Annotated in this window: 14 protein-coding genes; 8 read left to right on the forward strand and 6 right to left on the reverse strand. The window is 63.6% G+C overall.

Features of this window, described 5'->3' with window-relative positions:
* The first annotated feature begins 85 nt into the window (after positions 1 to 85).
* Entirely contained in the window at positions 86 to 271 is a 186-nt protein-coding gene (gene csrA / locus ACNFIC_RS13345; RefSeq protein WP_138219551.1) for a carbon storage regulator CsrA, read from the forward strand.
* Between the two features lie 51 nt (positions 272 to 322).
* Here csrA and ACNFIC_RS13350 read toward each other — a convergent pair whose 3' ends face one another.
* From ACNFIC_RS13350 to mnmC, 5 genes are all read right to left on the reverse strand, one after another.
* Positions 323 to 550 (reverse strand): YheU family protein, encoded by a 228-nt coding sequence (locus tag ACNFIC_RS13350; RefSeq protein ID WP_138219550.1) that lies wholly within the window; start codon positions 548 to 550, stop codon positions 323 to 325.
* A gap of 71 nt (positions 551 to 621) precedes the next feature.
* Entirely contained in the window at positions 622 to 1,806 is a 1,185-nt protein-coding gene (locus tag ACNFIC_RS13355; protein ID WP_416781185.1) for an osmoprotectant NAGGN system M42 family peptidase, read from the reverse strand.
* 127 nt (positions 1,807 to 1,933) lie between these two features.
* Complete coding sequence (gene ngg / locus ACNFIC_RS13360) at positions 1,934 to 3,679, reverse strand: N-acetylglutaminylglutamine synthetase (protein ID WP_138219548.1); 1,746 nt, start codon at positions 3,677 to 3,679, stop codon at positions 1,934 to 1,936.
* Positions 3,680 to 3,682: 3 nt separating this feature from the next.
* Positions 3,683 to 5,470 (reverse strand): N-acetylglutaminylglutamine amidotransferase, encoded by a 1,788-nt coding sequence (locus ACNFIC_RS13365; protein ID WP_138219547.1) that lies wholly within the window; start codon positions 5,468 to 5,470, stop codon positions 3,683 to 3,685.
* A gap of 127 nt (positions 5,471 to 5,597) precedes the next feature.
* Positions 5,598 to 7,559 (reverse strand): bifunctional tRNA (5-methylaminomethyl-2-thiouridine)(34)-methyltransferase MnmD/FAD-dependent 5-carboxymethylaminomethyl-2-thiouridine(34) oxidoreductase MnmC, encoded by a 1,962-nt coding sequence (gene mnmC / locus ACNFIC_RS13370; RefSeq protein WP_416781373.1) that lies wholly within the window; start codon positions 7,557 to 7,559, stop codon positions 5,598 to 5,600.
* Positions 7,560 to 7,684: 125 nt separating this feature from the next.
* Here mnmC and pap point away from each other — a divergent pair, with 125 nt between their 5' ends.
* Complete coding sequence (pap, locus tag ACNFIC_RS13375; protein ID WP_138219546.1) at positions 7,685 to 9,175, forward strand: polyphosphate:AMP phosphotransferase; 1,491 nt, start codon at positions 7,685 to 7,687, stop codon at positions 9,173 to 9,175.
* 87 nt (positions 9,176 to 9,262) lie between these two features.
* Here the strand turns inward: pap and ACNFIC_RS13380 are convergent, their stop codons facing one another.
* Positions 9,263 to 10,657, reverse strand: a complete 1,395-nt coding sequence (locus ACNFIC_RS13380; RefSeq protein WP_138219545.1) for a class II fumarate hydratase — start codon at positions 10,655 to 10,657, stop codon at positions 9,263 to 9,265.
* Between the two features lie 156 nt (positions 10,658 to 10,813).
* On the opposite strand from ACNFIC_RS13380, the gene ACNFIC_RS13385 reads away from it, so the two are divergent.
* The 6 genes from ACNFIC_RS13385 (at position 10,814) to ACNFIC_RS13410 (ending at position 17,999) form a co-directional block, all read left to right on the forward strand.
* Positions 10,814 to 11,338, forward strand: coding sequence for a DUF2059 domain-containing protein (locus ACNFIC_RS13385; RefSeq protein ID WP_138219544.1), 525 nt, complete (start codon positions 10,814 to 10,816; stop codon positions 11,336 to 11,338).
* Between the two features lie 10 nt (positions 11,339 to 11,348).
* Positions 11,349 to 11,645 (forward strand): BolA family protein, encoded by a 297-nt coding sequence (locus tag ACNFIC_RS13390; RefSeq protein WP_138219543.1) that lies wholly within the window; start codon positions 11,349 to 11,351, stop codon positions 11,643 to 11,645.
* 202 nt (positions 11,646 to 11,847) lie between these two features.
* The gene (locus ACNFIC_RS13395; RefSeq protein WP_138219542.1) at positions 11,848 to 12,780 is read left to right on the forward strand and encodes a rhodanese-related sulfurtransferase; all 933 of its coding nucleotides are present in this window, start codon (positions 11,848 to 11,850) and stop codon (positions 12,778 to 12,780) included.
* Between the two features lie 3 nt (positions 12,781 to 12,783).
* Positions 12,784 to 13,416 (forward strand): DsbA family protein, encoded by a 633-nt coding sequence (locus ACNFIC_RS13400; protein WP_138219541.1) that lies wholly within the window; start codon positions 12,784 to 12,786, stop codon positions 13,414 to 13,416.
* Positions 13,409 to 15,241, forward strand: coding sequence for an ABC transporter ATP-binding protein (locus ACNFIC_RS13405; protein ID WP_416781186.1), 1,833 nt, complete (start codon positions 13,409 to 13,411; stop codon positions 15,239 to 15,241). The genes ACNFIC_RS13400 and ACNFIC_RS13405 overlap by 8 nt, the downstream gene beginning before the upstream one ends.
* A gap of 301 nt (positions 15,242 to 15,542) precedes the next feature.
* A complete protein-coding gene (locus ACNFIC_RS13410; RefSeq protein ID WP_416781187.1) occupies positions 15,543 to 17,999 on the forward strand; it encodes an EAL domain-containing protein in 2,457 nt (818 codons plus the stop codon).
* Positions 18,000 to 18,033: the final 34 nt, after the last annotated feature.

An 18,033-nucleotide genomic window follows, 5' to 3' on the forward strand; every position in this document is an offset into this window, starting at 1 on the left:
TAGGTCTATTTCCGCGCTGAGGCATTGTGCTGGCAAACGGCGAGGGGGCAGGCTCCGGCTTTTCCTGTGTTTGGAGGGTCGGAGCATGCTGGTGATCGGACGCGAAGTGGGGGAGGTGATCCTCATCTCCGAGCATATCCGTATAGAGGTGGTATCGGTGGACGGCCGCCAGGTGAAGCTGGGGATCAGCGCGCCGCGTGAGGTCCAGGTGCACCGTGTAGAGGTGTACAAACGTATTCAGCAGCAGGAAAAGCCCGAGGCCCAGGGGTGAGCGGGGCCTTGCTAGGTGGGGCGGCTGTCTATCGGCGTTCGCGCGCTGGTGCTACTCCAGCAGCTCGCGCGGCACGTCATGCCGGGCCAGCAGCTGGCACTGCTGGCTCTGCACATCGAACAAGATGAACGCCTGTCCCTTGGCCAGCGCCTGACGCACCCGCAGCACGCGGGTCTCCAGCGGTGTGTCGTCGCCATTGTCGGTGCCGTCGCGGGTGACGAAGTCCTCGATCAGGCGGGTCAGGGTTTGGGCTTCAAGTTGGTCGTAGGGGATCAGCATGGTTGCAAGGCCTTGATACGGAAGCCGGCATGCTACGCGATTTGCAACCGCGTGGGCGCGCCGGCAACCCTTCAACCTTTGTTACCCACCACGCTGTCCACCGTTGGCACCCGGGTGTCGCTCTCCATTTGCGTCTCGTGCTCCAGCTGGTGGCTAAAGCGCTCCAACGACGCGGTTGCCGGGTGCGAGTCGCTGGCAAAGACCGGCGGGCTCAGCAGGTAGGCGCCCAGCAGGCGGCTCAAGGCTGCGAGGCTGTCAATGTGCGTACGCTCGTAACCATGGGTGGCATCGCAGCCGAAGGCCACCAAAGCTGTTCGAATATCATGGCCGGCGGTCACCGCAGAGTGCGCGTCGCTGAAGTAGTAGCGAAACAGGTCGCGGCGCACGGCAATGTCGTGATCACCGGCCAATTTGAGCAGATGGCGCGACAAGTGGTAGTCGTAGGGCCCGGAGGAGTCCTGCATGGCCACGCTGACCGTGTGCTCGCTGGATGCCTGACCAGGGGCCACCGGAGCGATGTCGATCCCGACGAATTCGCTGACATCCCAAGGCAGTGCGCCGGCTGCGCCGGAGCCGGTTTCCTCGGTGATGGTGAACAGCGGGTGGCAATCGATCAGCGGCTGCTGGCCGCTTTGCACCACGGCCTTGAGTGCTGCCAGCAAGGCTGCCACGCCGGCTTTGTCGTCCAGGTGGCGGGCGCTGATGTGGCCGCTCTCGGTGAACTCCGGCAGGGGATCGAAGGCGACGAAGTCGCCGATAGCAACCCCCAGCGCCTCGCAGTCGGCGCGTGTGGTGCAGTAGGCGTCGAGGCGCACCTCGATATGCTCCCAGCTCACCGGCATCTGGTCGATGGCGGTGTTGAAGGCATGTCCGCTGGCCATCAGCGGCAGCACGCTGCCGCGATAAACACCGGTGTCGGTGAACACGCTTACTCGGCTGCCTTCGGCGAAGCGGCTCGACCAGCAGCCTACCGGTGCCAGGGCCAGGCGGCCGTTGTCCTGCAACTGGCGTACGCTGGCGCCGATGGTGTCAAGGTGCGCCGAGACGGCGCGGTCGGGCGAGTTCTGACGGCCCTTGAGCGTCGCGCGGATGGTGCCGCGCCGGGTCATTTCGTAGGGGATGCCCAGTTCGTCCAGGCGTTCGGCTACGTACCGCACGATGGTGTCGGTAAAGCCGGTCGGGCTGGGGATGGCGAGCATTTCCAGCAGGGTTTTCTTCAGGTAGTCGAGGTCGGGTTCCAGGTGCCGTTCGGACATGGGGTACTCCTAGGTTCCTGAGCCGGCCTCTTCGCGGGTAAACCTGCTCCCACAGGTACAGCGCTGTACTTGAGATCTGCGCAGTCCCTGTGGGAGCGGGTTTACCCGCGAAGAGGCCGGCACTGATTCATGCCAAAGCGTGGCTGTGCGGGAACAGCAGGTCGACAAAGCGCTCTGCGGTCGGCTGCGGCTCATGGTTGGCCAGGCCCGCACGCTCATTGGCTTCGATGATCACGTAGTCCGGGTGTTGGGCATCGCGGACCATGAAGTCCAGCCCCACCACGGGGATCTCCAGCGCCCGTGCGGCGCGCACGGCGGCATCGGCCAGCACCGGATGCAGGCGCTCGGTAACGTCCTCCAGGGTGCCGCCGGTGTGCAGGTTGGCGGTACGGCGCACCGCCAGACGCTGGCCGGCGGGCAGCACGTGGTCGTAGTCCAGGCCTGCGCTGCGTAAGGTGCGCTCGGTCTCGTCGTCCAGTGGGATGCGGCTCTCGCCGCCCGTGGCAGCCATGCGCCGACGGCTTTGCGCCTCGATCAGCGCACGGATGCTGTGCCGGCCATCGCCGAGCACCTGCGCCGGATGGCGCACGGCGGCGGCTACCACCTCGTAGCCGATCACTACGATGCGCAGGTCGAAGCCTGGGTGGAAGCTTTCTAGCAGTACGCGGCTGTCGAAACGCCGTGCCTGCTCCACGGCATGGCTAAGCTCCTCGATGCTGGTGAGGTTCACCGCCACGCCCTGGCCTTGTTCGCCGTCCACCGGCTTGACCACCACCGCGCCATGCTCCTCGAGAAACGCCAGGTTGTCGTCGGCATTGCCTGCCAGTTGCTGGGCCGGCACCTGTAGACCTGCCTGGTGCAGCACCTGGCGGGTCAGGCGTTTGTCCTGGCACAAGGTCATGGTAAGTGCGCTGGTCAGGTCGCTAAGCGATTCGCGGCAGCGGATACGCCGCCCACCCAGGCTCAGGGTGAACAGGCCGCTGGCGGCGTCGTCCACCTGCACTTCGATACCGCGGCGCAAGGCCTCGTCGACGATGATGCGCGCATAGGGGTTGAGCCCTGCCTCCGGGCCAGGGCCGAGGAACAGCGGCTGGTTGATGCCATTCTTGCGCTTGACCGCAAAGGTCGTGAGGTTGCGAAAGCCGAGTTTCTGATACAGGCGCTTGGCTTGACGATTGTCGTGCAGCACCGATAGGTCCAGGCACGCCAGGCCCCGGCTCATGAAGTGCTCAATCAGGTGGCGCACCAGCACTTCACCGACGCCCGGACGGGTGCAGTGTGGATCGACCGCCAGGCACCACAGGCTGCTGCCGTGTTCGGGATCGTCGAACGCCTTGGCGTGGTTCAGGCCCATGACGCTGCCGATCACGGCATGGGTATCCTCGTCCTCGGCCAGCCAGTACACCGGCCCGCCCAAGTGGTGCGCAGTCAGGCGCTCGGGGTCGACCGGTAGCATGCCGCGTGCCTGATACAGGGTGTTGATCGCTTGCCAGTCTGCCGGGCTCTGCGCCCGGCGGATACGGAAGCCGCGAAATACTCGCTGTGCGGGTCGGTAGTCGGTGAACCACAGGCGCAGCGTATCCGACGGATCGAGGAACAACTGCTGCGGCGCCTGGGCCAGCACCTGCTGTGGCGCCGCCACGTACACGGCAATGTCGCGCTCGCCGGCGCGCTCTTCGAGCAGTGCGTCGGCCAGGCTCACAGGGTCCGGGTAGGTATGCCCGATCAGTACCCGACCCCAGCCACAGTGCACGGCATGCGGCTGGTCGTGGGGCTCGCTGCCGTCCCCAGCCAGGCGTGCCTGCAAGCGCTCGTAGGAGGGCGCCTGGCCGCGCAGCAGGCGCTGGCCATAGGCGATTTCATGGGCTTTCATCGATCAGATTCCTTGTTCGCTGAGCCACAAGTTCAACGCCGCCAACTGCCACAGTTTGGAGCCGCGCAGCGGCGTGAGCTGGCCGTGGGGGTTACTCAGCAGGCGGTCGACCATCGCTGGGTTGAACAGGCCGCGGTCCTGGCTGGGGTCGGTGAGCAGTTCGCGCACCCAACCCAAGGTCGCGCCTTCCAGGTGCTTGAGACCAGGGACCGGGAAGTAGCCCTTCTTGCGGTCGATCACCTCATGCGGGATGACGCGGCGGGCGGCTTGCTTGAGTACCTGTTTGCCACCGTCGGGCAGCTTGAAGCGTGCCGGGATGCGCGCCGACAACTCGACCAGGCGGTAGTCCAGAAACGGGGTACGCGCCTCCAGGCCCCAAGCCATGGTCATGTTATCGACGCGCTTGACCGGGTCGTCCACCAGCATCACCGTGCTGTCCAGGCGCAGGGCCTTGTCTACTGCATCGCGCGCGCCGGGGCGGGCGAAGTGCTCGCGCACGAAGTCGCCGGCCACATCGTTCTCCAGCAGCCAGGGTGCCTGCACGGTGTCACGGTACTCGGCGTGGCTGCGATCGAAGAACGCGTCGCGGTAGGCGCTGAAAGCATCCTCGGCGCCGTCCACCTTCGGGTACCAGTGGTAGCCGGCGAACAGCTCGTCGGCGCCCTGGCCGCTTTGCACGCCCTTGCAGTGCTTGGCGACCTCCCGCGAAAGCAGGTAGAAGGCGATGCAGTCGTGGCTGACCATCGGCTCGCTCATGGCGCGGAACGCTGCGGGCAACTGTTCGATGATCTCGTGTTCAGCGATACGCAACTGGTGGTGGCGGGTGCCGTAGTGGCGGGCAATCAGATCCGAATACTGGAACTCGTCGCCGCGCTCGCCGCCGGCATCTTCGAAGCCAATGGAGAAGGTCGACAGATCATCCACGCCGACTTCGCGTAGCAGCCCCACCAGCAGACTCGAGTCGACGCCGCCGGAGAGCAGCACGCCGACGTCCACTGCCGCGCGCTGACGGATTGCCACCGCGTCGCGGGTTGCGTCAAGCACACGCGTGGTCCAGCCTTCGAGGTCCAGCCCGTGCTCATCGGCGTGTGGGCCGTAGTGCAGTTGCCACCAGGTCTGGCGCTCGACTTCGCCGTGCCGGTCGATGCGCATCCAGGTGCCTGGTTCGAGCTTTTGCACGTTGGCCAATAAGGTGCGTGGGGCGGGCACCACGGCGTGAAAGTTGAGGTAGTGGTTAAGTGCCACCGGGTCGATCATCGGATCGATGTCGCCGCCTTTGAGCAGCGCCGGTAGCGTAGAGGCAAAACGCAAGCGTTCGCCGTTGCGTGACAGGTACAACGGCTTTACACCCAGACGGTCGCGGGCCAGGAACAGGCGCTGATTGTCGCGTTCCCAGATGGCTAGGGCGAACATGCCGTTGAGCTTGGGCAGCAGTGCCGCCCCCCAGGCGTGGTAGCCTTTGAGCAGCACTTCGGTGTCGCCGTCGGACCAGAAGCTGTAGCCCAGCGCTTGCAGCTCTTCACGCAGTTCGGGGAAGTTGTAGATCGCGCCATTGAAGGCCAGCGCCAGGCCCAGGGTATTGTCGACCATTGGCTGCGCCGAGCCATCGGACAAGTCCATGATCTTCAGGCGACGGTGACCCAGCGCAATCGGGCCCTGGCTGTGGAAACCCCACGCGTCCGGGCCTCGAGGCGCCAGGTGGTGGGTGATGCGCTCCACCGCGGCCAGGTCGGCCGGGCGAGGGGCTTGGTCGATGGGTGTGAAACGTAACTCTCCTGCTAATCCGCACATAAGTCCTTACCGGGTTTGCCGTTGGGGAAAACGTGCCCTGCACAAGGGCGGGCACTTAGTAAAGGACCCGCGTGGGTTGTGAGAGTTTTAGATCAATCCGTTATATGCAGCGCGCGGCTCAGGGGCGCTATTGACCGCGAATCAACCGACGCAACGCAAAGCGGTTCGGGTGACACGCTTCAGCCACCGGCCGGGGCACCGGCAACGGCTCGCCAGTCATCCACGCCGCGACCAGTTCCCCTGACAGCGGCGCAGTGATCAGCCCGCGCGAGCCATGCCCGCTGTTCACATACAGTCCTTCCAGCCACGGGCAAGCGACTGCTGGCACCTGGCGCGCATCTTTGCCCAGCACGGCATAGGCCGCATTGAACGCAGCGCTGTCTGCCAGCGGCCCGACGATCGGCAGGTAGTCGGGGCTGGTGCAGCGAAACGCTGCGCGACCTTCGAGCTGCTGCGGATCGCACGCCCGCGCGGCCAGCCGTTCGGCGAGGTCGGCAGAGATCTGCTCGAGCAATGCGAGGTTGCCCTGGTGTTCGGCAACGGTAGGTGTGGTGTCCTGGCTGTGGAAGTCGAAGCTGGCGCCCAGGGTGTGCTCATCGTCACGCGGCGGCGCGACATAGCCTTCGGCACACACCACGGTGCGCAACGCTCGGCTGGCTGCGGTTGCCGGCAGGCGGGTGATCTGACCGCGTATGCGCTTGAGTGCAAGTGTGCTACAGGCCGGGAAGGCTTGGACCTCGGCGGCCGCGCACAGTACCACCTGCGCCGCGCTGGCCAGCAGGCGCTGACCCTCCCAGGCCTGCCACTGGCCATCGACCTTGCGCAGTTCAAGCACATTGGCATGGCTGAGCAGGCGTATGCGCGGGTGGTTCAGTTGTGCCTGGCACAGCGCCGGCGGGTGCACCCAGCCGCCTTCGGGGTAGAACAGCCCGCCAGCGGGCAAGGTGATGCCGGCCTGGGCCTGGGCCTGCTCGCGGTCGAGCCGTTGCAACAGGCTGGCGTCGAAGGCCTCGGCCAATTTGGCCTGGCGCTGGTTTTCCTGCTCGTCGAAAGCCAGTTGTAGCACGCCGCAGCCATCCCAGTCCTGGCCGCGTTGCAGGCGTTCGAGCCAGCGCCGGGTATAGCCGAAACCGGCGAGGATCATCTGCGACAGCGCAGTGCCATGCGCCGACAGCTTCAGATAAAGCACCCCCTGTGGATTGCCCGAGGCTTCTTGCGCCGGGCCTGCGTGGCGCTCCAGCACACTGACCTGCCAGCCACGCGCGGCCAGGCTGGCAGCGGTGGCACTACCGGCCAACCCCGCGCCGACTACCAGTGCCTCGCGGGCGCTTGGCGCAGTGGCTGGGCGGGCGTACCAAGGTGCGGCAGCGGAGCTGGATTCACCGGTGAACACGCCATGCATCACCTCCCACTTCTTGCCCAGGCCCGGCACCTTTTTCATGCTGAACCCGGCCTCGATCAAGGACCGGCGTACCCAACCGGTGGTGGTGAAGGTGCCTAAAGTCGTGCCGGGATGCGACAGGCGCGCCAGTTGCGCGAACAGCGCCGGGGTCCACATGTCGGGATTCTTGGCCGGGGCGAAGCCGTCGAGGAACCAGGCGTCGATGCGCGCGTCGAGCTGCGGCAACTGCTCCAGTGCGTCGCCGACCATCAGGGTCAGGGTGACGCGCCCAGCGTCCAGGCTAAATTGCTGGAAGCCCGGGTGAATCGCCACGTACTGCGCCAGCAGGGGCTGGGTGAAGGCGGCCAGCTCTGGCCATAGCTGCGTGGCGCGCGCGAGGTCGTCACGGGTCAGCGGGTACTTCTCGACGCTGACGAAATGCAGGCGCGCCTCGGCGTGGGCCAGCTCGTTGAACAGTTGCCAGGCGCATAAAAAGTTCATGCCGGTGCCAAAGCCGGTTTCGCCGATCACCAGGCAATCGGCAGGCTGCAGGGCCGCGAAGCGCTGGCGCAGTTGGTTCTGCTCGATGAACACGTGCAAGGTTTCTTCGAGGCCTTCGTCCCTGGCGAAGTAGACATCATCGTACTGGCGCGAGTGCGGGCGACCCTGTTCGTCCCAGTCGATTTGGGCGTGTTCGTGGCGTGGCATAGTCATCAAATCAGTCGCTAGCTACCAGCTTCAAGCTGCAAGAAAAACACAGATAGTGTCACGGCCTGCTTTTTCTTGCAGCTTGAAGCTTGTAGCTTGTAGCTGATCCAGTGAAGGAGCCCAGCATGTTCGAATCCGCCGAAATCGGTCATAGCATCGACAAGGAAACCTTCGAGGCCGAAGTCCCGGCGCTGCGTGAAGCGCTGCTCGACGCTCAGTATGACCTCAAGCAGCAGGCGCGCTTCCCGGTGATCGTGCTGATCAATGGCATCGAAGGCGCCGGCAAGGGCGAGACGGTGAAGTTGCTCAACGAATGGATGGACCCGCGTCTGATCGAGGTCCGTACCTTCGATCAGCAGACCGACGAAGAGCTCGCCCGTCCTCCTGCCTGGCGCTATTGGCGGGCCTTGCCGCCCAAAGGGCGCATGGGGGTGTTCTTCGGCAACTGGTACAGCCAGATGCTCGAAGGGCGGGTGCATGGCCAGTTCAAGAACGCCGTGCTCGACCAAGCCATCGCCGGTGCCGAGCGTCTGGAACAGATGCTTTGCGACGAAGGCGCGGTGATCATCAAGTTCTGGTTCCACCTGTCCAAGAAACAGATGAAGGCGCGGCTCAAGGCGCTCAAGAGCGATCCGCTGCACAACTGGCGTATCAGCCCGCTGGACTGGCAACAGTCGCAAACCTACGATCGCTTCGTGCGTTTCGGTGAGCGGGTGCTGCGCCGCACGGGCCGTGACTACGCGCCCTGGCATGTGATCGAAGGCGTCGATCCGCACTACCGCAGCCTGGCGGTCGGGCGCATCCTGCTGGAGAGCATGCAGGCAGCGCTAGGCAACAGCCCACGCAAGCATCAGGGCAATGTCCCGCCACTGGGACGCAGCATCGACCAGAAGAGCTTGCTGGGTGCGCTGGACATGACGCTGCGCCTGGACAAGCGCGACTATGAGGAGCAATTGGTCACCGAGCAGGCCCGCCTGGCAGGCTTGCTGCGCAACAAACGCATGCGCCATCACGCGCTGGTGGCGGTGTTCGAGGGCAACGATGCTGCCGGAAAGGGCGGTGCGATTCGCCGTGTGGCCGCAGCGCTGGATCCGCGTCAGTACAGCATCGTCCCGATTGCGGCGCCGACCGAGGAGGCGCGCGCCCAGCCCTACCTGTGGCGCTTCTGGCGGCACATTCCGGCACGCGGCAAGTTCACCATCTTCGACCGTTCCTGGTATGGCCGTGTGTTGGTGGAGCGGGTCGAAGGTTTTTGCAGCCCGGCTGACTGGATGCGCGCCTATGGCGAGATCAATGACTTCGAAGAACAGTTGCGCAACGCCGGGGTGGTGGTGGTCAAGTTCTGGTTGGCAATTGACCCGCAAACCCAGCTGGAACGCTTCCAGGAGCGCGAGCAGATCCCGTTCAAGCGCTACAAGATCACTGAGGAAGACTGGCGTAACCGGGACAAGTGGGATGTGTACAGCGAGGCCGTGGGTGACATGGTCGATCGCACCAGCACCGAAATTGCGCCGTGGACGCTGGTGGAGGCTAACGACAAGCGCTGGGCGCGGGTAAAAGTGCTGCGCACGATCAATCAGGCGCTGGAGGCGGCGTTCGCCAAGCACAAGCATTGATGGCCTGTGCGCCACGCTCGGGCGCAGTGCCCGGACGCTTGCACAGGTGGCGTGCAGGGCCTGTGCAAGCGCGGGCGCGGCCTCAGGTCAGCCCTTGCCGCCAGGCGCCAGCATGTTTTCCGGTTTTACCCACTGGTCGAACTGCTCATTGGTCAGATAATTGAGCGCCAGCGCCGCTTCACGCAGGGTCTTGCCTTCGCTGTAGGCCTTCTTGGCGATTTCTGCCGCCTTGTCGTAGCCGATGTGCGGATTCAGTGCTGTCACCAGCATCAGCCCGCGTTCAAGGTGAGCGGCCATCTGCTCGGCGTCCGGCTCGATGCCGGCCACGCAATGCTGCTGGAAGTTGCGGCAACCATCGGCCAACAACTCGATGGACTGCAATACGTTGTGGATGATCACCGGCTTGAACACGTTTAATTGCAGGTGGCCCTGGCTTGCCGCAAAGCCGATTGCCGCATCGTTGCCCAGTACCTGACAGGCCAGCATTGACAGGGCTTCGCACTGGGTCGGGTTGACTTTACCCGGCATGATCGAACTGCCCGGCTCGTTGGCCGGCAGGCGCACTTCGGCAAGGCCTGCACGCGGGCCGGAACCGAGTAGACGCAGGTCGTTGGCGATTTTCATCAGCGCCACGGCGAGGGTCTTGAGGGCGCCGGCCAGGCTGGTCAGCGGCTCGTGACCGGCCAGTGCGGCGAACTTGTTCGGCGCCGTGACGAACGGCAATCCCGACAATGCGGCAAGTTCGGCGGCCACTGCCTCGGCGAAGCCGTGCGGGGCGTTGAGCCCGGTGCCCACGGCGGTGCCGCCCTGGGCCAGTTCGCACACTGCTGGCAAGCTAGCACGGATGGCGCGCTGGGCGTAGTCGAGTTGGGCGACGAAGGCCGACACTTCCTGGCCGAAGGTGATGGGGGTGGCGTCCATCATGTGGGTACGCCCGGTCTTGACCAGGTGCGTGTGGCGCGCCGACAGCTCCGCCAGCCCGTCCGACAGCTCGGCGATGGCCGGCAGCAGCTTGTCATGCACCGCCTGGGCCGCGGCGATGTGCATCGCGGTCGGGAAGCAATCGTTGGAGCTTTGCGAGCGGTTGACGTGGTCGTTGGGGTGGACTGGGACCTTGCCGCCACGGCCCTGGCCAGCCAGTTCGTTGGCGCGCCCGGCGATCACCTCGTTGACATTCATGTTGCTCTGGGTGCCGCTGCCGGTCTGCCAGACTACCAGCGGGAATTGATCGTCGTGCTCGCCGGCCAGCACTTCATCGGCGGCTTGCTCGACCAGCCGGGCGATATCGGCGGGCAGGTCGCCGTTGCGGTCGTTGACGCGCGCCGCCGCTTTCTTGATCAGCGCCAGGGCGTGCAGCACCGCCAGCGGCATGCGTTCCTTGCCGATGGCGAAGTTGATCAGCGAGCGCTGGGTCTGGGCGCCCCAGTAGGCGTGCTCTGGAACTTCAATGGGACCTAGGCTGTCTGTTTCGATACGGCTCATGCTGCGCGCTCTCCTTGATATCTAGTCCGAAACCGCAGTTTAGGCCCTGAATCGACCGGGCGGTTCCATCGCTCGTCGTGCTACTTGAGCACTTTGCCACCACGGCGCAGAATGCTCTACCCTGAGGTATCGCCTCCCTTTCACGAAGGAAATGCAATGACCCGTCTCCGTGTCCTCTTTGCTGCCGTCGCCCTGGTCTGTGCCAGCGGCCAGGTGCTCGCTGCCACCGCCAGCCACAACGCTGCCGCCGAGAAATTCCTGACCCTGGCCAATGCCGACAAGCTGGGCACTCCGGTGTACATGCAGGTCCAGCAGATGTTCGCTCAGCGTTTCGAACAGACTCAGGCGCCGGCCTCGAAGAAGTCCGTGCTCGACAGCTACCAGGCCAAGGCCAACGCTGCCCTGGACAACGCCATCGGCTGGAAGAAGCTCAAGCCAAAGATGGTCGACCTGTATACCGCGACCTTCACTGAGGCCGAGCTGAACGACCTGGTGAAGTTCTACGAGTCGCCGCTGGGCAAGAAAGTCCTGCGCGAAATGCCCAAGGTTACCCAGCAATCGGCCCAGCTGACTCAACAGAGCCTGGAGCCGGCCGTGCCTGTGGTCAACAAGCTGCTTGACGACATGACCAAGGAACTTGACCCGAACGCCGGCAAAGCCGCAGCGCCGGCGAAGAAGTGAGCCTGTCGCGATGAGCATGCAGCAACGTATCGAGCAGCAGCTGGCAGCGTTGGGTGACCTGCACCTTGAGGTACGCAACGAAAGCCACATGCACAGCCGTGGTCAGGAAACTCACTACAAGGCCGTGCTGGTCAGCGAGCAGTTCGCCGGGCTGAACAGCGTCAAGCGCCACCAGAAGGTCTACGCCACCATGGGTGACCTGATGGGCGAGATCCACGCCTTGGCTATCCACACCTACACGCCTGACGAATGGGCGGCGGTGGGCGTGGCACCGGCTTCGCCGGTGTGCGCTGGCGGTGGGCACTGAATCCTTTAAGGGATTCTGCTAGACTGCGCTATCCCTCGGGGCCGCCATGCGGCCCATCGCGGCACAAAGCCGCTCCTACAGAGACTACATGATCCCTGTAGGAGCGGCCTTGTGCCGCGAAAGGGGTGCAAAGCACCCCTGCCCATTTGTGTAAAAACCTGGTCCGCCCCTTACGAGGGCAACCACCTGGAGATCCAACGCAATGACCCAACCGATCGTCGTGGCGGCGCTGTACAAATTCGTCACCCTGCAAGACTACGTCGAACTGCGCGAGCCACTGCTCAAGGCCATGCTCGACAATGGCGTCAAAGGGACCCTGCTGCTGGCCAACGAAGGCATCAACGGTACCGTGTCGTCCACCCGCGAGGGCATTGACGCGCTGCTGGCCTGGCTGCGCAGCGATCCGCGCCTGGTGGATGTCGACCATAAAGAGTCGTACTGCGACGAGCAGCCGTTCTACCGCACCAAGGTCAAGCTCAAGAAAGAGATCGTCACTCTCGGCGTGCCGGGTGTGGACCCGAACAAGGCGGTCGGCACCTACGTCGAACCCAAGGACTGGAATGCCCTTATCAGCGACCCTGAAGTGCTGCTGATCGACACCCGCAACGACTATGAGGTGGCCATCGGTACATTCAAGGGTGCCATCGACCCTAAGACCGAGACTTTCCGCGAGTTTCCCGACTACATCAAGGCCAACTTCGATCCCAGCAAGCACAAGAAAGTGGCGATGTTCTGCACCGGCGGCATCCGCTGCGAAAAAGCCTCCAGCTATATGCTCGGTGAGGGCTTCGAAGCCGTCTATCATCTCAAGGGTGGCATTCTGAAGTACTTCGAGGAAGTCGCTCAGGAAGAAAGCCTCTGGGACGGCGACTGCTTCGTCTTCGACAACCGAGTCACGGTGCGCCACGACCTGAGCGAGGGTGAGTACGACCAGTGCCACGCCTGTCGCCATCCGATCGATGCGCAGGACCGCGAGTCCGAGCACTACTCGCCCGGCGTGAGCTGCCCGCACTGCTGGGACAGCCTGAGCGAGAAGACCCGGCGCAGCGCTATCGACCGCCAGAAGCAGATCGAGCTGGCCAAGGCGCGCAACCAGCCGCATCCGATCGGTTTCAACTACAAAGCCGAGGCTTGATCCATGTCTGCCCGCTTGCTGTATGTGATGGACCCGATGTGCTCCTGGTGCTGGGGGTTCGCGCCCGTGGCCGAGGCGCTGATCGCCCAGGCCAGCGCCGCGGGTATCGCCACGCGGCTGGTGGTCGGTGGTCTGCGCAGCGGTGGCAGCGCATTGGATGTCTCGACCCGCAAGTACATCCTGGAGCATTGGCAGGCGGTACAGGATGCCACCGGCCAGGCGTTTCGCTTCGAAGGCGCCATGCCTGACGGTTTCGTCTACGACACCGAGCCTGCGTGCCGGGCCCTGGTGACGGCGCGCGAGTTGGATGAGGCGCGCATGTGGGGCTTGCTCACGCTGATCCAGGCGTCGTTCTACGAGCAGGGCGTGGATGTCACCCGCGCCCCGCAACTGGTGGAGCTGGCTGTGCAGGCCGGCTTCAAGCGCGATGTGTTCGCCCAGCGTTTCGCCAGCCACGATACCCGTAGTGCTACCGCAGCGGATTTTACCTGGGCGCAGGACCTTGGCATTGCCGGTTTTCCAACGTTGTTGGCCGAGCGTAACGGCCAGTTGGCCTTGCTGACCAACGGCTACCAGTCGTTCGAGAGCCTGCAACCGTTGCTTGGCCGCTGGCTGCAGCAGGCCGCCTGTGCTTGATGTGCCTGGGTCGCCAGACCCTGTGCCAGGGAAGCCCGCCGCTGTGGTCGATCGGCTGAGCTGGGCGGAAATCCGTCGTCTGGCCTTGCACCACAAGAAAGCCCTGTGGAGTGCCAACCTGGTCGCGGTGCTCGCAGCGCTATGCAGTGTGCCGATTCCCTTGCTGCTGCCGCTGTTGGTGGATGAAGTGCTACTCGGTCACGGGGATGCCGCGCTCAAGTGGATGAACCAGTTGCTGCCCAGTAACTGGCAGGTGGCTGCCGGCTATATCGGCTTGATGCTCTGCTTCACGTTAGGCCTACGTTTGGCGGCGCTGGCCTTCAACGTGGTGCAGGCCAAGCTGTTCGCCGGGCTTGCCAAGGACATCGTCTATCGCCTGCGTATCCGCCTGATCGAACGGCTCAAGCGGATTTCGCTGAAAGAATACGAAAGCCTGGGTAGCGGCACGGTGACTACGCACCTGGTTACGGACCTGGACACCCTCGACAAATTCGTCGGCGAGACCCTTAGCCGCTTCCTGGTGGCCATGCTGACGCTTACCGGCACCGCCGCGATCCTGATCTGGATGCACTGGCAGCTGGCGCTACTGATCCTGCTGTTCAACCCGCTGGTGATCTACTTCACCGTGCAGTTGGGCAAGCGGGTCAAGCACCTGAAGAAGCTCGAAAACGATAGCACCGCGCGCTTCACCCAGGCGTTGAGCGAGACCCTGGACGCAATCCAGGAGATTCGTGCCGGCAATCGTCAGGGGTATTTTCTCGGCCGCCTCGGCCTGCGCGCCCGCGAGGTACGCGACTACGCGGTGGCTTCGCAGTGGAAAAGCGACGCCAGCGGTCGGGCCAGCGGGCTGCTGTTCCAGTTCGGTATCGACATCTTTCGCGCCGCCGCGATGCTCACGGTGCTGTTTTCCGACCTTTCCATCGGCCAGATGCTGGCCGTGTTCAGCTATCTGTGGTTCATGATCGGTCCCGTCGAACAGCTGTTGAACCTGCAATACGCCTACTACGCCGCTGGCGGCGCCCTGAGCCGACTCAACGAACTGCTGGCGCGCGCCGACGAGCCGCAGTACCCGTCGGCCTGCGACCCTTTCTCCGGACGCCCGACGGTGGGTATCGAGGTGCGCGACCTGCGCTTCGCCTACGCCGACGAGCCGGTCCTGGACCAACTCAACCTAGCCATCGCTCCCGGCGAGAAGGTGGCTATCGTGGGGGCGAGCGGCGGCGGCAAGAGTACCTTGGTGCAATTGTTGTTGGGGCTGTACAGCGCCGAGTCCGGGACCATTCGCTTCGGCGGCGCCAGCCTGCAGGAAATTGGTCTGGAGACCCTGCGCGAGAACGTGGCGGTGGTGTTGCAGCACCCGTCGTTGTTCAACGATAGCGTGCGTGCCAACCTCACGCTGGGTCGCGAATGCAGCGATGAGGCTTGCTGGCAGGCGCTGCGCATCGCCCAACTGGACACCACCATCGCCGCGCTGGCGCAGGGGCTTGACAGCGTGGTGGGGCGTTCAGGGGTGCGCCTGTCGGGCGGCCAGCGCCAGCGCCTGGCCATCGCCCGCATGGTCTTGGCTGAGCCCAAGGTGGTGATCCTCGATGAGGCCACTTCGGCGCTAGACGCTGCCACCGAGTACAACTTGCACCAGGCCCTGGCGCGTTTCCTCAGTGGCCGCACCACGTTGATCATTGCCCACCGCCTGTCGGCGGTGAAGCAGGCCGACCGGGTGCTGGTGTTCGACGGCGGGCATGTGGCCGAGGATGGCGATCATCAGCAACTGATCGCCGAAGGCGGCTTGTACGCCAAGCTGTACGGCCACCTGCAGCAGATCTGATAAAGCCAGCGGCAAGTTTCAAGCTACAAGCTGCGAGTTAGAGCGGCTTTGCTTTTTCTTGCAGCTTGTCGCTCGTGGCTTGTCGCTGCTTCCTGGCAAATCGCCTACGCTGAACGTTGTCTAGGTTGATTCGTGCCTCAAAGCCAACTGCAAGTTTCAAGCTGCAAGCTGCACGTTAGAGCCGCTTTGTTTTTTCTTGCAGCTTGTCGCTCGTAGCTTGTCGCTGCTTCATGGCAAATCGCCTACGCTGAGCGTTGTCTAGGTTGATTCGTGCCTCAATGGCCGCAGTGACAGGGACTACATGAAGGGAAATCGGACTCTCGAAGTGCCAAGGCTGTTAGGCATTATCTGGCCGTTCGTGGCCGTCGTGCTGTTCCAGGTGCTGCTGGGCAGCCTGAGTCTCTATGCGCTTTCCGCCATGCGCGCCTACGTGGCAGGCGAGAGCTTATGGTCCAAAGCGCAGAAGGACGCCATCTATTACCTGAGCTTGTACGCCGAGAGTGGTCAGCCGCTGATCTACCAGCGCTATCGCCAGGCGATCCTGGTGCCGTTGGGTGACCGTGAGCTGCGCCTGGCCCTGGACCGTCCCGAGCCTGACTTCGAGGCCGCGCGAAAGGGCATTTTGCAAGGCGGCAACCATCCTGAGGATGTCGCCCGGATCATCTGGTTCTACCGTAATTTTCGCCAGGTCAGCTATATGCAGACCGCTATCGACTACTGGAACATCGGTGACGACTACCTGCGCCAGCTCGACGAACTGGCCGTGCAGATGCGCGCAGGGTTTGCCGGTGGCGAGGTCGATGCAAGGCAAATCGGCGAATGGAAGGCGCGCATCGTTGCCATCAACGATGGCGTGACCCCGGCGGCCAAGGCCTTCAGCGATGCCTTGGGCGAAGGTTCGCGGATGCTGCTCAAGGTGTTGATGGCCACCAACCTGGTCACCGCGCTGTTTCTCATTGCCATGGCCTGGCGCCGGTCGAGCAAGCTGCTGGCCCAGCGCCAGGCTTTTGCCGTTGCCTTGCAGGAAGAGAAGGAGCGGGCGCAGATCACCCTGGCATCGATTGGCGATGCGGTGATCACCACCGATGTCGATGGCTGTATCACCTACATGAATCCGGCCGCGGAGATGTTGACCCATTGGCAGGCCGACCAAGCCGCTGGCCTGCCGCTGGCGGCCTTGTTCAGCTTGCTTGACGAGCACGCCGAGCAGGACAGCCGCACCTTGGTTGAACAGGTACTCAGTGGCAGCCTCAAGGGCGGCGCCGACCATTCGCGCTTGATCCAGCGCCTGGACGGCAGCACGGTGTCGGTCAACCTGGTGGGCTCGCCGATCCTCACCGATGGGCAGGTCAGTGGCATCGTCGTCGTGCTGCATGACATGACTCAGGAGCGCCAGTACATCGCCAACTTGTCCTGGCAGGCGACGCACGATGCCTTGACGGGCTTGGCCAATCGTCGCGAGTTCGAGTATCGCCTGGAGCAGGCACTGAACATCCTGTCGCGCCAGGGCGGCCGGCATTCGCTGATGTTCCTCGACCTGGACCAGTTCAAACTGGTCAACGACACCTGTGGGCATGCCGCCGGCGACGAGCTGTTGCGGCACATCTGTGCGGTCCTGCAGTCGGGGCTGCGCGAGTGCGATACCCTGGCCCGGCTGGGGGGCGATGAGTTCGGCGTGCTGCTGGAGAACTGCCCGCCGGAGCAGTCCGAGCGGATTGCCGAACAGCTGCGTCAGGCGGTGCAGAGCCTGCATTTCGTGTGGAAAGGCCGGCCATTCGTCACCACCGTCAGCATCGGTCTGGTGCATATTTCCCAGGCCTCCTACACCCTCGAGGCGTCGCTGCGGGCGGCCGACATGGCCTGCTACATGGCCAAGGAGAAAGGCCGCAACCGGGTCCAGTTGTATCACGCCGACGACAGCGAACTGTCCATGCGTTTTGGCGAGATGGCTTGGATTCAGCGCCTGCATGTGGCCCTGGAAGAGAACCGGTTTTGCCTGTATGCCCAGGAAATTGCTCCGTTGCGTCCGCATGAAGGCGCCGGGCATATCGAAATCCTGCTGCGCCTACACGATGAAAGTGGGCGTACCATCCTGCCCGACAGCTTCATTCCGGCTGCTGAGCGCTATGGGCTGATGACCGCGCTGGACCGTTGGGTGGTGCGCAGCGTATTCCAGGTCATTCGCCAATGCCTGGACGAAGGCCGCGAAGGGCCTCTGGCGATGTGCGCGATCAACTTGTCGGGCACCAGCATCGGTGATGACAACTTCCTGGAGTACCTGCACCGGCTGTTTGCCGAGTTCGATATCCCGCCGCGCTTAATCTGTTTTGAAATAACCGAGACCAGCGCTATCGCCAATTTAGGAAGCGCGATTCGTTTCATCAATGAATTGAAAGGCCTGGGTTGCAAGTTCTCGCTGGACGACTTCTGCGCCGGAATGTCGTCATTCGCGTATTTGAAGCATTTGCCTGTAGACTTCCTGAAGATCGATGGAAGTTTCGTCAAAGATATGCTCGACGATCCGATCAACCGGGCCATGGTCGAAGTGATCAACCACATCGGCCATGTGATGGGCAAACGGACCATCGCCGAGTTCGTCGAGACCCCGTTGATCGAGCAGGCTTTGCAGGAAATCGGCGTCGACTATGCCCAGGGCTACCTGATCGAACGCCCGCAAGTATTCACCTGCGACAGCCTGCAGCGCCAACGGATTGCGGCGAGGCCCCTGTTGCACAGGGCGCCAGGGACCTTTCGCTGAGCAATGTCCGCAAATCACAGGGAATCAAGGAGCT

The organism is Pseudomonas sp. NY15463 (assembly GCF_048068415.1).
GTDB lineage: Bacteria > Pseudomonadota > Gammaproteobacteria > Pseudomonadales > Pseudomonadaceae > Aquipseudomonas > Aquipseudomonas mosselii_C.

Coding starts and splice junctions, on each gene's coding strand:
- ACNFIC_RS13365 (WP_138219547.1), bottom strand. CDS start 5,470: ATGTGCGGATTAGCAGGAGAGTTACGTTTCACACCCATCGACCAAGCC.
- ngg (WP_138219548.1), bottom strand. CDS start 3,679: ATGAAAGCCCATGAAATCGCCTATGGCCAGCGCCTGCTGCGCGGCCAG.
- ACNFIC_RS13400 (WP_138219541.1), top strand. CDS start 12,784: ATGTCTGCCCGCTTGCTGTATGTGATGGACCCGATGTGCTCCTGGTGC.
- csrA (WP_138219551.1), top strand. CDS start 86: ATGCTGGTGATCGGACGCGAAGTGGGGGAGGTGATCCTCATCTCCGAG.
- ACNFIC_RS13410 (WP_416781187.1), top strand. CDS start 15,543: ATGAAGGGAAATCGGACTCTCGAAGTGCCAAGGCTGTTAGGCATTATC.
- ACNFIC_RS13395 (WP_138219542.1), top strand. CDS start 11,848: ATGACCCAACCGATCGTCGTGGCGGCGCTGTACAAATTCGTCACCCTG.
- pap (WP_138219546.1), top strand. CDS start 7,685: ATGTTCGAATCCGCCGAAATCGGTCATAGCATCGACAAGGAAACCTTC.
- mnmC (WP_416781373.1), bottom strand. CDS start 7,559: ATGCCACGCCACGAACACGCCCAAATCGACTGGGACGAACAGGGTCGC.
- ACNFIC_RS13385 (WP_138219544.1), top strand. CDS start 10,814: ATGACCCGTCTCCGTGTCCTCTTTGCTGCCGTCGCCCTGGTCTGTGCC.
- ACNFIC_RS13380 (WP_138219545.1), bottom strand. CDS start 10,657: ATGAGCCGTATCGAAACAGACAGCCTAGGTCCCATTGAAGTTCCAGAG.
- ACNFIC_RS13355 (WP_416781185.1), bottom strand. CDS start 1,806: ATGTCCGAACGGCACCTGGAACCCGACCTCGACTACCTGAAGAAAACC.
- ACNFIC_RS13390 (WP_138219543.1), top strand. CDS start 11,349: ATGAGCATGCAGCAACGTATCGAGCAGCAGCTGGCAGCGTTGGGTGAC.
- ACNFIC_RS13350 (WP_138219550.1), bottom strand. CDS start 550: ATGCTGATCCCCTACGACCAACTTGAAGCCCAAACCCTGACCCGCCTG.